Here is a 14,022-nt window from a genome sequence, read left to right on the forward strand (position 1 = left end):
GGCGGACTGTTAATCCGTATGTCGCAGGTTCGAGTCCCGCAGGGGGAGCCACATTATAAAGGCTGCATCTTACGATGCAGCCTTTTTTGTTGTCTTGAATTTGTCTTCTCTTTCCTGGTCTGTAAAAAAGACCGTATTGAAGTATACAGTCTTTTCGAAGTGTTCTTTCACGCTGGTTAGAGCCGGTGATTAGCTCATATCAATCTTAATTTCGCTAAGAGTTGATGAGCTGTTATTGTCGTTACTTTGAAGCTTTAACATTAATCTGAGATCATTTTGCGAATCGGCACTGTGCAAAGCGTCCTCTTGATTTATCTTACCTGCAGAAACCAAATCAAATAAGGCCTGATCAAAGGTTTGCATTCCGACTTCTTTACCTTTCGCAATCGCAGCTTTGATTTCGTGTAAACCACCCTTACGGATTAGTTCGGAAATGCGAGGGCTATTTAGAAGCACCTCGAAAACACCATGGCGACCCTGTCCATTCTTATCTCTAATGAGCTGTTGACCTACGATACCTTTTAAATTCGAAGATAAGTCAAAAAGGAACTGTTCCCGTCTATCCTCCGGTGTAAGGTGTAGTATTCGCTCTAAAGCTTGGCTAGCATTATTCGCGTGCAATGTCGCGATACAAAGATGCCCAGTTTCAGCAAAGGACATGGCGTATTCCATTGTTTCCCTAGAACGTATCTCACCAATTAAAATCATATCAGGAGCTTGTCGGAGTGAATTCTTGAGAGCGATTTCATAGCTTTCAGTATCCAACCCAACCTCACGTTGTGTAACGATACATTTCGCGTGCTCATGAACGAATTCGATAGGATCTTCGACGGTAAGAATATGGCCGCTGCGGTGTTGATTTCGATAACCTGTCATCGCTGCCATGGTGGTAGACTTACCAGAGCCCGTAGCACCTACCATTAAGACTAAGCCTCGTTTGGCTATCGCTAGATCTTGCAATACTTCTGGTAACGAAAGTTGTTCGAAGGTCGGTATCTGAGTTTCAATTCTTCTGATGACTGCGCCAGGCAGTTCTCGTTGATAGAATGCACTTACTCTGAAACGTCCGTAGGGCTTCACTATCGCAAAATTAGCTTCTTTTGTTGTCTGATACTCCGAGTACTTAGAACGCTCCATGACGCTGCTTAAAAGCGCTTGAATCGCCTCTGTGGTGAGTTTGTCGTCTTTTGCTTGCAGTTCGCCATCTACGCGATATAACAGTGGCGCATCGACTGTTAAGTAAAGATCAGAGGCTTTTTCGTCGAGCATGTGATTTAGAATGGTATCAATGTTGTGCATTATCTCGTCCTATTGAAACATTGAACCAGGTTGTTCAATCTTCTTATTCACTTCTTCTAGTTCAACCAGTCCTTGCGACAACAGCCGTTTAGAGTGCTGTTCCATGGTCTGCATACCACTTGCCGCACCGGTTTGTATAATTGAGTACATCTGAGCAACTTTATCTTCTCGAATTAGGTTTCTGATAGCGGGTGTCGCTAGCATAATTTCATGACAAGCGATGCGCCCACCTCCCACGCGCTTTAACAGAGTTTGTGCAATAACAGCTCGTAACGATTCGGAGAGCATAGAGCGAACCATTTCTTTGTCTTGGCCTGGAAAGACATCAATGATTCGGTCAATGGTTTTAGCCGCAGAACTTGTGTGTAGGGTACCAAATACTAAGTGGCCTGTTTCGGCAGCGGTAAGAGCTAAACTGATGGTCTCTTGATCTCGAAGCTCACCGACCAAAATAATGTCCGGATCTTCACGCAGCGCAGAACGGAGCGCAGATTTAAAACTATGGGTGTCGCGATGAACCTCCCGTTGGTTAACCAAACATTTTTTATTCTGATGAACAAACTCAATAGGATCCTCAATGGTCAGAATATGTTTGTTTTGATGTTGGTTAATGTGGTCGACCATGGCAGCTAGTGTCGTCGATTTACCTGAACCAGTCGGCCCTGTCACTAATACCAAGCCGCGTTCTAAGTTGGCTATCTCGGAAAATTTGTCGGGTGCATCTATTTGCGCCAGTGTTGGGACTTGACTGGGGATGGTACGAAAAACGGCAGAGCAGCCTCGAGATTGATTAAACGCATTGACACGAAAACGACCAATATCGGGAACATCAAAGGAGAAATCGATTTCGAGATGCTCTTCGTATTCGCTGCGCTGTTTATCATTCATAATGTCAAAAACTAATTTATGGACCTCAGAATGCTCAAGAGTAGGGATACCAAGCTTTCTTACTTCACCATCAATACGTACCATAGGTGGGACACCAGCAGAAAGGTGTAGATCTGAAGCGTTATGCTTTACACTAAAGTCTAGTAACTCGGTGATATCCATTCATTTTCCTTATAATTTGTAAGCTATGACTAGTATTCAACAAAATATCGAACTAATCACCTCCCAAATTGCACAGGCTGAGCAAAAGTGCGGGAGAGCGCAAGGTGATGTGCAATTGCTCGCGGTCAGTAAAACTAAGCCTATTGAGGCAATTTTAGACGCATGTCAGGCAGGTCAACGTCGTTTTGGCGAAAACTATGTTCAAGAAGGCGTTTCTAAAGTTGCTCATTTCAATGAACAACATGGTGATATAGATATTGAATGGCACTTTATTGGACCTATTCAGTCGAATAAAACACGACCAGTCGCAGAGCATTTTGACTGGGTTCATACTGTAGATCGTGCCAAAATCGCCCAACGACTTAATGATCAGCGTCCTGAGGGTATGCAGCCTATTCAAGTACTGATTCAGGTGAACACCAGCAGTGAAGCAAGTAAGTCTGGTGTCGATAGCGAGCAAGTTTTAGAACTTGCCCAATTGATTTCTTCATTACCAAACCTCACGTTAAGAGGAGTAATGTCAATTCCAGAGAATGTTAGTGACTATCAATCTCAGTTTATTGCGTTTAAGGCACTGGCAGAGGTCAAAATCTTGCTGGCAGAAAAGTACCCTCAAGTCGATACGCTATCAATGGGTATGAGTGGTGATATGGAAGCGGCGATAGAAGCTGGAAGTACCATAGTTCGAATTGGAACGGCTATCTTTGGTGCGAGAGATTACAGCAACAAAGCGTAACACATAAGAGAGTGACGCAAAGCACCTCTAATTTAGGATAGGGTTAATGGAACAAAGAAAGATCGCATTCATTGGTGCGGGTAATATGACTCGCTCCATCGTCGCAGGATTGGTGGCAAGTGGCTACCGTCCAGATTGTATTACTGCGACAAATCCTAGCGAAGCAAAGTTAGTTGCTTTGCAGCAGGCTTATGATATTCAAGTGACGACGAACAATGCTGAGGCAGCACAACAAGCTGATGTGATTGTGTTGGCAGTGAAACCTCAACTGATGGAGCAAGTGGCGAAACCACTTCAGTCGATTGATTTTCATGGCAAACTTGTTATTTCCATTGCAGCTGGGATCTCAATAGAACGTCTACAACAAATGTTTGCCAGTCCACTAAATCTGATTCGAGTGATGCCGAATACACCTTCTTTATTGGGTGAGGGTATGAGTGGTCTATTTGCTTCCCCAATAACACCAGTTAGTGATAAAACCTATGCAGGTGAGTTGATGCAGGCTGTTGGTAAAGTCTGTTGGGTTGAGCAAGAGTCCAGCATCAATGACATTATCGCTGCCGCTGGTAGTGCTCCCGCGTACTTCTTCCTCTTCATGGAAGCGATTCAGCAACAAGCGATAGCAAGTGGCTTTGATGAGGAAACGGCTCGATTGCTGGTGCAACAAACCGCATTAGGCGCAGCTAAAATGGTTGATGAGAACCCAGAGACCGATTTAGCTACCTTGCGCCAACAGGTTACCTCTAAAGGAGGAACAACGGCAGAAGCGGTTCGTACGCTTGAAGAAAATGATATTCGAGGCATTGTTGCTAAAGCGATGCAAGCGGCTGTGACCCGTGCTGAAGAAATGGAAAAACTGTTTTAATCCCAACAATGATAACTCGTAAGGGCTAGTTATGAATTCAATGAGTTTCTTGGTTTCGACCTTGTTTGATCTCTACATTATGGTCGTGATTTTGCGCATTTGGCTACAGGCGGCACGCGCGGATTTCTACAACCCGTTTTCACAGTTTATTGTGAAAGCAACCCAACCTGTAGTTGCGCCATTAAGACGAATGATTCCGTCTATCGGGGCAATTGATATGGCGACTTTACTGTTTGCCTATATTCTTTGTGTCGGTAAATACGTTGCCTTGGTACTGATTGCTTCTGGTGGCAATTTTAGCTTTGGTGTTGACTTCTTGTTCTTAGGTTTGCTTTCTCTGATTAAAGCAGCAGGTGGTCTACTGTTCTGGGTTCTACTAATTCGTGCAATTTTAAGCTGGGTTAGCCAAGGTCGCAGCCCGATCGAGTACGTATTTCATCAATTGACAGAGCCTATGCTGGCACCAATTCGTCGAATCATTCCTGCGATGGGTGGGTTTGATTTAAGTGTGTTAGTGCTATTTATTGTGTTGCAGTTTGCTAACTTCCTAATGGGCGATCTTATTGGTCCAATTTGGTATCGACTTTAATGTCATCCGTAAAACGGGATGGAGAAGACCTCATTCTTCGTATTTATGTTCAACCTAAAGCCAGTCGAGACAAGCTAGTGGGAGAACACGGAGAAGAGTTTAAGGTGGCGATTACCGCCCCTCCTGTTGACGGAAAGGCCAATGCGCATTTGAGCAAGTATCTTGCTAAACAATTTAAAGTCGCAAAGGGACAAGTGTTGATTGAGAAAGGTGAGCTTGGAAGGCACAAACAACTTCGAATAGTGTCACCAGCACTGATTCCCAAGGAATTTATGGCCCTCTTATGAGGGCTTTTTTAAAGGAGAAGAACAATGAAAAAGTGGTTATTGTTGATTTCGGCATTGCTGGTGACTGGATTCACTCAAGCGGAACAGTTCAAAACAATCAAAGATGCAGAAGTGCATTATGTGGTGTTTAACTCGACATTTATGACGCCACAAGTGGCGCGTAGCTATGGTTTGAAGCGTAATGAGTTTGTTGCAACGGTGAATATCAGTGTCCTTGACCGCTCAAGCGCAGGGAAGCCTGCCATGCCAGTATCGATAAAAGGCAATGCAAAAAACCTGATTGGACAAACCAAAACGCTCGAGTTTAAAGAAATTAAGGAAGGAGATGCGATATACTATCTGGCTCAATTTCCTATTGTGAACGAAGAGCAATACCGATTCACGATTGATATTGATGCTGGAAACAAAGGTCGTGGTCCTATCACCTTTAGCCAGAAACTGTATGTAGAACCTTAAGTATCAATAGATACTCACGCTTAAGCTTACAAACTCGAGAGAAACTCATGAGCAAAAAAATCGTACTTGCAACCGGCAATCAGGGCAAAGTGAAGGAGATGGCTGATTTGCTGTCTGATTTTGGTTTTGAAGTCTATGCCCAAAGTGAATTCAATGTCTCAGAAGTGGCTGAAACCGGTACGACATTCATCGAGAATGCCATCATTAAGGCCAGACATGCCGCTCAAGAAACAGGATTAGCTGCGATTGCAGATGACTCTGGGTTAGAAGTTGACTATTTAAAAGGCGCCCCGGGTATCTACTCTGCTCGTTACTCTGGAGAAGGGGCGACGGACAAGCGTAACCTAGATAAAGTACTAGAAGAGTTGAAAGGGGTGCCAGAAGCACAGAGAACAGCACGTTTTCACTGCGTGTTGGTGCTAATGCGTCATGCTGCAGATCCTACGCCGATCGTTTGCCATGGAAAATGGGAAGGTCGTATTCTAGCGGAGCCAAGTGGTGACAATGGTTTTGGTTATGATCCTATTTTCTTTGTGCCTGAAGACAACTGTGCGTCTGCTGACCTAGAGCCAGCACGTAAGAAACAACTGTCACACCGTGGTAAGGCGTTAAAAGAGCTTTTCGCAACGATTAAGGCGCAAGGTCTTTAACATGGAGCAAACACCTGTGCTGGTACCGCCGCCGCTGAGTCTCTATATCCATATTCCTTGGTGTGTTCAAAAATGTCCATACTGCGACTTTAACTCGCATGCCCAAAAGGGAGATATTCCCCAACAAGCATACATAACGGCGTTACTTGAGGATTTAGATACTGATATTCGTCAATACGGATTGGCTTCAGATTCTCGCGCGTTGCACTCAATTTTCATTGGGGGTGGTACGCCAAGTTTAATCGCTCCAGAATACATTAAGCAGTTGCTTGATGGAGTCAGGGAGCGTATTCCATTTCGTGATGACATAGAAATCACGATGGAGGCCAATCCAGGAACGATCGAAGCTGCACGATTTGAGCAGTACCGATTAGCAGGAGTTACGCGCATTTCTATTGGTGTGCAGAGTTTTCAGCAAACCAAACTGGAGCGTTTGGGACGAATTCATGGCGAAAGTGAAGCGGTCAATGCAGCAAAGCTGGCTCATGAAATTGGCTTAAACAGCTTTAACTTGGATCTTATGCACGGATTACCAGGTCAATCCATTGATGATGCATTAAGTGACCTTAAACAGGCGATCGAATTGGCGCCGCCGCACCTTTCGTGGTACCAACTCACAATCGAGCCGAATACCTTGTTCTACTCTAAACCACCTACATTGCCAGATGATGATGATCTTTGGGATATCTTCGATCAAGGACATCAAATGCTGGTGGATGCTGGTTATCAGCAATATGAAATTTCGGGCTATAGCAAACCGGATTTCCAATGTCAGCATAACTTAAACTACTGGCGTTTTGGCGATTACCTAGGTATTGGCTGCGGTGCCCATGGTAAGTTGAGTTTTGCCGATGGTCGTATTGTTCGAACGACTAAAGTGAAGCATCCACGCGGCTATCTCAATATGTTAAAGCCATATCTTGATAGTGAAACCGATGTAGATATGAAAGACCGACCTTTTGAATTCTTTATTAATCGATTTAGGCTGTTGGAACCGTGCCCAAAAGTACAGTTTACTCTAAGAACGGGACTCAATCTCGATATTATTCAAGAGCCTATCAAGCGCTGTCTTGAACAAGGTTATATAGAGGAGACGGAAGAGCACTGGCTCGTGACAGAGAAAGGCAAGTTGTTTTTAAATGATGTTCTTGAGCAGTTTGAACTAATTTAAATACAGTATCTTACTTTGTATTTTTTATTATTTTGATTACACTTCATGCCTAGGATGTATATATCTGTAGATCTGCAATAACTAATTGAATTATCTAGGCGTGTTATGCTTTTATCGATAGCAAAACTTCTTCTAACTTTCGTTACATTATGTGTAATCTCGAAAGTTACTTTCCTTGGTTGGTACGAACTTCACTTTTCTGACACCTCATTATTTGAGTTTATTAAGGCTGTTTTTTGGGGAACTCGGTTTGACTTGACCGTATCTTTCTTACTAACAGGGTTAAGCTTCTTATTCTTTATACCATTGGTAAAATTTAAAAAGCTTTATAAGATCTTGTTTTTGAACTGGGTTCTCTTATGTGGAGCTTGGATCATCTTTTCTACCATGGGGGATGCGGTTTATCTAAGCCAGGCTAATCGCCATGTTACTGTTGACATGCACCTTGGCAAAGGAATGGAGCTAGAGCTGCTAAGTACGGTTGTTACTCAATACTCTGGTTTAGTATTTACTGCGGTTGCTCTGTTTGTTGTTTTTTCAGTTGTTGCTGTGAAGTATCCACAGCAAATATCAGTCTCGGACAAATGGTATAAAACAGTAGTGATTGGCTTAGCTCTTATTGTTGCTACCGTAACGGCTGTGCGCGGTGGTTATTCGGATAAGCCACAAAGTCCGATGTATGCTTATAAGATAGGTGACATAAAGCTAGCCAGAATTGCTTGGAGTGCTCCTTATGCGATTACGTATTACTCTATTATTGGTGAAGATAAATCTGGTCATCGATGGACACCTGTACAATCGATAGAACAAATGGAAAGGCTTCGAACGGTCGTTAACCCTGCTGCTGAGACGAAGCTAGATGATTTGCAAAAGTATGATTTGGTGTTTGTTTTGTTAGAGAGTTGGACGGCATTCGATATGAAGGGCTATGGTTCAGAATTTGACTCAACACCCAATTTCGATGCTTTGCGTGAAAAATCATTATCGACGACATCCTTTTATTCTAATGGCTTTAGAACAGTAGAAGGTGTCTTTACAACAATGTGCTCTATGCCTAACCCTGTAGGCGGTAGTGTAGCTGGAACACGACTTGAGAGTATGCCTTACCACTGCTTACCACAAATTTTGAAAGAGCGAGGTTGGAACACCTCGTTTGTTCAAGGTAGTGGTCAAGGGATGGTTGGGGCGTTCGCTCAGTCGTTAGGCTTTGCTCATTCATATGGCAAATTTGATTACTTAGATACTAATCAAGATACTAATTATTGGGGATACATGGATGATGGAATTTATGATTTTGCTCTTGGCAAGTTAGCTAAGGCGGGCGAGCAACCTCAATTTATCGCCATCAACACAGGCACGACACATGATAGCTACCTACCAAATGAATCAGATTATGTTTTTGGCAGAGCAAATACGGATGAAACAAGGCGTAGTGTTTTGCATCATGCAGATAGAGCTTTGGGTCGATTTGTCACAAAATTAGAGGCACAAGCACGCCGTCCCACGCTTTTAGTGCTTGTTGCTGACCATACAATGGTAAGTTCGAATAACGACTTGCGACATGTGTTTATTCCATTTCTTATTCATGGGATAAACCTGAAAATTCCTACTGGAATAATGCCTGTAGCTGCATCGCACAAGGATGTGGCACCTACTGTTATCGATATGTTAGGGGGGGCTGTTAGCTGGTTCTCTGGAAATAGCTTGTTATCGAATAATTATCGAGAAGGGGCGGATTTTACTGTTAACAACCGGTTTTATTGGTTGACAAGAAACAAGTTGGTGCAGATAAATGCTGAAACGGGAAAACGAGAAAAGTGTTTCAGTGTTGCAAGTAACTCTAATGGCTTACAACCAACTGCATGTGAAGAGCTTTTGGGGGCGGATGAGCTTTATCGGAAAGGATTGAACTACCTTTTTTATAGTCAGCAACATTTGTTTGAAGGGACAACGACAAGCTATTGATCATAAAAAGAAGCTGGTATTTACCAGCTTCTTTTTTGCTTAAAATATAGAACGCCCAATTCGCTCCGAAAGCATCTCCAACGCTCTCGTCCCAGCGAGAGAGTTACCAGATTTATCCAGTTCTGGAGACCAAACCGCGATAGTCATTTCACCCGGAACAATCGCAATAATACCACCGCCCACACCTGACTTACCTGGCATGCCGACACGGTAAGCAAACTCTCCGGCGCCATCATAGAGGCCGCATGTCGCCAATAACGCATTGAGCTGCTTGGTTTGTGTCGGTGTGATGATCTGCTTCTTAGTATTTACGGATTGCCCTTGATTGGCTAAATAACTGAAGGTTTTGGCAAGATCAACACAGCTCATCTTTAAAGCGCAGGCATGGAAATAGTTATTGAGAACAGGAATAACATCGTTATTAAAGTTACCAAACGAGCGCATTAGATAAGCGATAGCTGCATTGCGGTCACTGTGCATCATTTCTGAAGCTGCCACGATCTTATCGTAGACAATGTGGTTGTCACCTGAAAGTGTTCTAACAAACTCCAATAGACGCTGCCTAGGCGCCGATAAGCGACTTTGCAGTAGGTCGGCTACCACAATCGCGCCAGCGTTAATAAACGGATTTCTCGGTATTCCTTGTTCCATCTCAAGCTGGATTAGTGAGTTAAAAGCTTGCCCTGAGGGTTCCTTGCCGACACGCTGCCAGATTTCCTCTGGTTTATACAGCATCATTGCCAAAGTTAGGCTCAGGGCTTTGGAAATTGACTGTATAGAAAAGGACTCTTCGGCGTCTCCAGCGGTAATTACTTCACCTTCGTTGGTGTACACTGCTATGCCTAGTTTGTTGTTAGGTACTCTTGCAAGAGCAGGGATGTAGTCCGCGACTTTTCCTTGTCCAATCAGTGGTTTTACTTCACTGAGGATAGTAGAAAGAATCTGTTTAGTTGGTTTCATATTTGTTGTTCTCCCAACGTAAGCGCCAAAAAAAGCCAACGGGAGGTTGGCTTTTCAGGATTAGAATTCGATTAGCAATCGAAACTTAAGCTGTGCGGCGATATTTGATATCCCAAACACCATGACCAAGTCTGTGACCGCGAGCTTCAAACTTTGTTAAAGGACGATCATCTGGACGTGGTACAAAGTCACCATCAGTAGCAATATTCTCATAGCCAGGTGCTTGGTTCATTACCTCGACCATATGCTCTGCATAGTTTTCCCAGTCTGTAGCCATGTGGAATACGCCAGTTTCTGGAATAAGCTTAGTTCTTACCATTTCAGCAAAATCTAACTGCACAATACGACGTTTGTGGTGACGCTTTTTATGCCATGGGTCAGGGAAGAACAACTGCATTGTACTTAGGCTGCTGTCCGGAATCATGTTGGCAAAGACTTCAACCGCATCGTGACACATAACACGCAGGTTAGTAATACCAGCATCGCGCGCTGATGATAGACATGCACCTACGCCTGGGCTGTGTACTTCAATGCCAATAAAGTTCTTTTCTGGTGCGTTCTTTGCCATTTCGACCAAAGAGGCACCCATGCCAAAACCAACTTCAAGAACAACAGGGTTATTGTTACCAAATACCTGTTCCCAGTTGAGTAGTGACTCTTGGTAATCAATACCCATTGTAGGCCAGCACTCTTCCATCGCCGATTCTTGGCCTTTGGTTAGGCGTCCTTCACGACGAACAAAACTGCGAACTTTGCGAATCAGTTTGCCATCTTCTGTGTATTCGTTAGTAGTCACTTCACTCATTGGTTTAGCCTGTTCATTCAATAATCAGAGCGGGAATTATCCAAAGAATTTGCTCGCAAGCAAGCATTATCGGATCAGAATTTCACGCAGTTTTACTTCTGTTACTAAGTGTGGTGCAATTTCTAGCAAATTATAAGAGAGATGAGAGTAATTGTGACGCCTTTTGCACGCTCAATATTAGATTGGTATGAGAAATACGGTCGCAAAGAGCTACCGTGGCAACAACAAAAGACCGCCTATAAGGTTTGGTTGTCGGAAATCATGCTACAACAGACACAAGTAACCACCGTCATTCCATACTATGAACGGTTTTTGGAGCACTTCCCCACAGTAGAGTCTTTGGCTAAAGCGCCACAAGATGAAGTGTTGCACTTGTGGACGGGTTTGGGATATTACGCCCGAGCTCGTAACCTTCATAAGGCCGCTCAAGTAGTTGTCGAACAGCATGGTGGTGAATTTCCTTTGTCACTCGAAGCAATGAATGCATTGCCAGGAGTGGGACGTTCGACCGCAGCTGCTGTTTTATCATCAGTTCACAAACTGCCTCATGCAATTCTCGATGGTAATGTAAAACGAACACTTGCTCGCAGCTTTGCTGTGGAAGGGTGGCCCGGGCAGAAAAAAGTAGAAAACCAGCTATGGCAAATCGCAGAGCAGCATACTCCCGCGGAAGATACGGATAAGTACAATCAAGCAATGATGGATATGGGGGCCATGGTTTGTACCAGAAGTCGACCCAAATGCACATTGTGTCCCGTAGAAAGCTTCTGTGTTGCTAACAAGCAGGGGAATCCTCTTGATTACCCGGGAAAGAAACCCAAGAAAACCAAACCTGAAAAAGAGACTTGGTTTGTGATCTTAAAACACCAAGATGAACTCTGGCTGGCTCAAAGGCCTCAAACGGGGATTTGGGGTGGTTTGTTTTGCTTCCCTGAGAGTCCTAGCGCGGATATTGATGAGGTGTTGGAGCAATACGGTATCCAACAGCGAAATATCCAATCCAGAGAGGTTGAAATCGCGTTTCGACATACATTCAGCCACTATCACCTCGATATAACGCCAATCGTCGTGACGCTTAACCAGCTTCCAACAATGGTGATGGAAGAGTCGAAAGGTCTTTGGTATAACATAACTAATCCAGAAAAGGTTGGATTAGCGGCACCAGTTAAGTCGCTAATTGAAACCTTACAACGACATTAATTGAGGATAACAATATGAGCCGTATGGTTTTTTGTGCTCACCTACAGAAAGATGCTGAAGGTCTCGACTTCCAATTATACCCAGGTGAATTGGGTAAACGTATCTTCGATAACATTTCGAAAGAAGCGTGGGCTTTATGGCAGTCTAAGCAGACCATGCTGATCAATGAGAAGAAACTCAACATGATGGATCCCGAGCATCGTAAGTTGATTGAAACTGAAATGGTGAACTTCTTATTTGAAGGAAAGGATGTCGTCATCGACGGCTACACGCCGCCGTCAGAGTAATCTACAAGGAATAAATCAAACACCACCTTTTGGGTGGTGTTTTTAATGTTGTCTATGAAGAAGTTAATTTACTTTCTGGTTCCCCTGTTGCTGGTGGGCTGTAGTCGCGAATTTATCGAGAAGATATACGATGTTAATTACGAGCCAACCAACCGCTTTGCTAAGAACTTAGCCGAACTCCCAGGCCAATACGTAAAAGACACAAAGGCGTTGGATGCGCTGATCAATAGCTTTAACGGTAATATCCAGAAGCGCTGGGGTAGCCGCGAAGTTAAGGTTGCTGGCAAAAGCAATTATGTGAAATACATTGATAATTACTTGAGCCGCGCCGAAGTTAACTTTAGTAAAGGTCTTATCACGATTGAAACCGTGTCTCCAACCGAGCCGGAGAAGCATCTTAAGGCCGCTATCGTGACAACGCTGTTGACGCCTGATGATCCATCAAGCGTTGACTTGTTCTCGTCTAAAGCCATCAAGTTAGAAGGTCAGCCGTTCCTTTATAACCAAGTTGTCGACCAAGAGAAAAAACCGATCCAATGGACATGGCGTGCTAACCGTTTTGCTGATTATCTCATTGCGAATAAGTTAAAGACCAAAGACGTAGATTTCAAGAAGGCATACTACGTTGAGATCCCCATGGTAGCGGATCACTTTAAACAGCGTAGTTACCAGTACGCAGATATCGTGCGCCGGGCTTCTAAGCGCTATGACATTCCGGAAGATCTTATCTACGCGATTATAAAAACAGAAAGTAGTTTTAACCCTTATGCAGTGAGCTGGGCTAATGCCTATGGTTTGATGCAGGTGGTACCAAAGACTGCGGGTCGAGATGTGTTTAATCTTGTCAAAAACAAACCGGGAGAACCGACGCCAGAGTATTTGTTCAACCCTGAACAGAATATTGATACCGGGACGGCGTATTTCTACATTCTTAAAAATCGCTACTTGAAAGATGTTAGGCATCCACTGTCGTTGGAGTACAGTATGATTTCTGCATATAACGGCGGGACGGGAGGAGTGCTGAAAACATTCCATAGTGACAGAAGGCGAGCGATGAACGACCTCAATTCGTTGCAACCGAATCAAGTTTATTGGGCGTTGACTAAAAAACACCCGAATGCCGAAGCGCGACGTTATTTGGAGAAAGTAACTAAATTCAAAAAAGATTTTAATGCTGGAAAAGGCTAATTTGTCCCGATCTGCACAAAACGAATACGATTCGATGAAAAATGCAGCGCTTGAACGCTTTTTTGAAGTTTTTTTCAAAAAAGCGTTGACGGGAGACCGGAAAATCCGTTTAATAGCGCTCCGTTGCCCGGATAGCTCAGTCGGTAGAGCAGAGGATTGAAAATCCTCGTGTCGGTGGTTCGATTCCGCCTCCGGGCACCACAATTTGATATTGTTGGTGTTGATAGAAATTAGCACGAGCAACGCAAAATAAAGTGTCGCCGACTTAGCTCAGTAGGTAGAGCAACTGACTTGTAATCAGTAGGTCACCAGTTCGATTCCGGTAGTCGGCACCACTTTATTGCGAAAAGCAATTCCCCCTTAGTTCAGTTGGTAGAACGGCGGACTGTTAATCCGTATGTCGCAGGTTCGAGTCCCGCAGGGGGAGCCACTTTTAAAAGTAAGCAAAAGCTTGCTTTAAGTGCCGACTTAGCTCAGTAGGTAGAGCAACTGACTTGTAATCAGTAGGTCACCA

Annotated in this window: 16 protein-coding genes and 3 tRNA genes; 15 read left to right on the top strand and 4 right to left on the bottom strand. The window is 43.9% G+C overall.

The annotated features are described in order from the left end of the window. A partial coding sequence (locus AWH66_RS26085; protein ID WP_206360069.1) for a hypothetical protein occupies nt 1-180 on the top strand: 180 nt, incomplete at its 5' end. Nucleotides 181-189: 9 nt separating this feature from the next. On the opposite strand, the gene AWH66_RS20335 is transcribed toward AWH66_RS26085, so the two are convergent. Both AWH66_RS20335 and AWH66_RS20340 read right to left on the bottom strand, forming a co-directional pair. Next, entirely contained in the window at nt 190-1,299 is a 1,110-nt protein-coding gene (locus AWH66_RS20335) for a PilT/PilU family type 4a pilus ATPase (protein ID WP_063605333.1), read from the bottom strand. Between the two features lie 9 nt (nt 1,300-1,308). Then, nucleotides 1,309-2,349 carry a type IV pilus twitching motility protein PilT gene (locus tag AWH66_RS20340; RefSeq protein ID WP_063605332.1) on the bottom strand — a complete coding sequence of 347 codons (1,041 nt, stop codon included), beginning with the start codon at nt 2,347-2,349 and terminating at the stop codon, nt 1,309-1,311. A 25-nt stretch (nt 2,350-2,374) separates the two neighbouring features. Here AWH66_RS20340 and AWH66_RS20345 point away from each other — a divergent pair, with 25 nt between their 5' ends. From AWH66_RS20345 to AWH66_RS20380, 8 genes are all read left to right on the top strand, one after another. Then, the gene (locus tag AWH66_RS20345) at nt 2,375-3,085 is read left to right on the top strand and encodes a YggS family pyridoxal phosphate-dependent enzyme (protein WP_063605331.1); all 711 of its coding nucleotides are present in this window, start codon (nt 2,375-2,377) and stop codon (nt 3,083-3,085) included. 46 nt (nt 3,086-3,131) lie between these two features. Next, nucleotides 3,132-3,950, top strand: a complete 819-nt coding sequence (gene proC, locus AWH66_RS20350; protein WP_063605330.1) for a pyrroline-5-carboxylate reductase — start codon at nt 3,132-3,134, stop codon at nt 3,948-3,950. A gap of 31 nt (nt 3,951-3,981) precedes the next feature. After that, nucleotides 3,982-4,539 carry a YggT family protein gene (locus AWH66_RS20355; protein WP_063605329.1) on the top strand — a complete coding sequence of 186 codons (558 nt, stop codon included), beginning with the start codon at nt 3,982-3,984 and terminating at the stop codon, nt 4,537-4,539. Continuing rightward, complete coding sequence (gene yggU, locus AWH66_RS20360; RefSeq protein ID WP_063605328.1) at nt 4,539-4,826, top strand: DUF167 family protein YggU; 288 nt, start codon at nt 4,539-4,541, stop codon at nt 4,824-4,826. The genes AWH66_RS20355 and yggU overlap by 1 nt, the downstream gene beginning before the upstream one ends. 24 nt (nt 4,827-4,850) lie before the next feature. Next, nucleotides 4,851-5,282, top strand: a complete 432-nt coding sequence (locus tag AWH66_RS20365) for a DUF4426 domain-containing protein (RefSeq protein WP_063605327.1) — start codon at nt 4,851-4,853, stop codon at nt 5,280-5,282. 47 nt (nt 5,283-5,329) lie between these two features. Continuing rightward, complete coding sequence (locus AWH66_RS20370) at nt 5,330-5,932, top strand: XTP/dITP diphosphatase (protein WP_063605326.1); 603 nt, start codon at nt 5,330-5,332, stop codon at nt 5,930-5,932. A gap of 16 nt (nt 5,933-5,948) precedes the next feature. Continuing rightward, nucleotides 5,949-7,103 (top strand): radical SAM family heme chaperone HemW, encoded by a 1,155-nt coding sequence (gene hemW / locus AWH66_RS20375; RefSeq protein WP_143081548.1) that lies wholly within the window; start codon nt 5,949-5,951, stop codon nt 7,101-7,103. Between the two features lie 342 nt (nt 7,104-7,445). Beyond that, on the top strand, nt 7,446-9,068 hold the full coding sequence (locus AWH66_RS20380) for an LTA synthase family protein (protein WP_167360979.1): 1,623 nt from the start codon (nt 7,446-7,448) through the stop codon (nt 9,066-9,068). 39 nt (nt 9,069-9,107) lie between these two features. Here AWH66_RS20380 and glsB read toward each other — a convergent pair whose 3' ends face one another. Together glsB and trmB are read right to left on the bottom strand one after the other, a co-directional pair. Then, nucleotides 9,108-10,028, bottom strand: a complete 921-nt coding sequence (gene glsB / locus AWH66_RS20385) for a glutaminase B (RefSeq protein WP_063605323.1) — start codon at nt 10,026-10,028, stop codon at nt 9,108-9,110. 85 nt (nt 10,029-10,113) lie between these two features. Then, a complete protein-coding gene (gene trmB / locus AWH66_RS20390; protein WP_006075540.1) occupies nt 10,114-10,833 on the bottom strand; it encodes a tRNA (guanosine(46)-N7)-methyltransferase TrmB in 720 nt (239 codons plus the stop codon). Nucleotides 10,834-10,974: 141 nt separating this feature from the next. On the opposite strand from trmB, the gene mutY reads away from it, so the two are divergent. From mutY to AWH66_RS20420, 6 genes are all read left to right on the top strand, one after another. Next, nucleotides 10,975-12,033, top strand: coding sequence for an A/G-specific adenine glycosylase (gene mutY, locus AWH66_RS20395; RefSeq protein ID WP_216613724.1), 1,059 nt, complete (start codon nt 10,975-10,977; stop codon nt 12,031-12,033). Nucleotides 12,034-12,047: 14 nt separating this feature from the next. Beyond that, a complete protein-coding gene (locus AWH66_RS20400) occupies nt 12,048-12,320 on the top strand; it encodes an oxidative damage protection protein (RefSeq protein WP_038224304.1) in 273 nt (90 codons plus the stop codon). 54 nt (nt 12,321-12,374) lie between these two features. Further along, complete coding sequence (gene mltC / locus AWH66_RS20405) at nt 12,375-13,508, top strand: membrane-bound lytic murein transglycosylase MltC (RefSeq protein WP_063605334.1); 1,134 nt, start codon at nt 12,375-12,377, stop codon at nt 13,506-13,508. A 125-nt stretch (nt 13,509-13,633) separates the two neighbouring features. Beyond that, nucleotides 13,634-13,709 (top strand) — tRNA-Phe (locus AWH66_RS20410). Nucleotides 13,710-13,767: 58 nt separating this feature from the next. After that, nucleotides 13,768-13,843 (top strand) — tRNA-Thr (locus AWH66_RS20415). 19 nt (nt 13,844-13,862) lie between these two features. Continuing rightward, nucleotides 13,863-13,938, top strand: a tRNA-Asn gene (locus AWH66_RS20420). Nucleotides 13,939-14,022: the final 84 nt, after the last annotated feature.

The sequence above is a fragment of the Vibrio barjaei genome (genome assembly GCF_001639065.2).
Taxonomy (GTDB): domain Bacteria; phylum Pseudomonadota; class Gammaproteobacteria; order Enterobacterales; family Vibrionaceae; genus Vibrio; species Vibrio barjaei.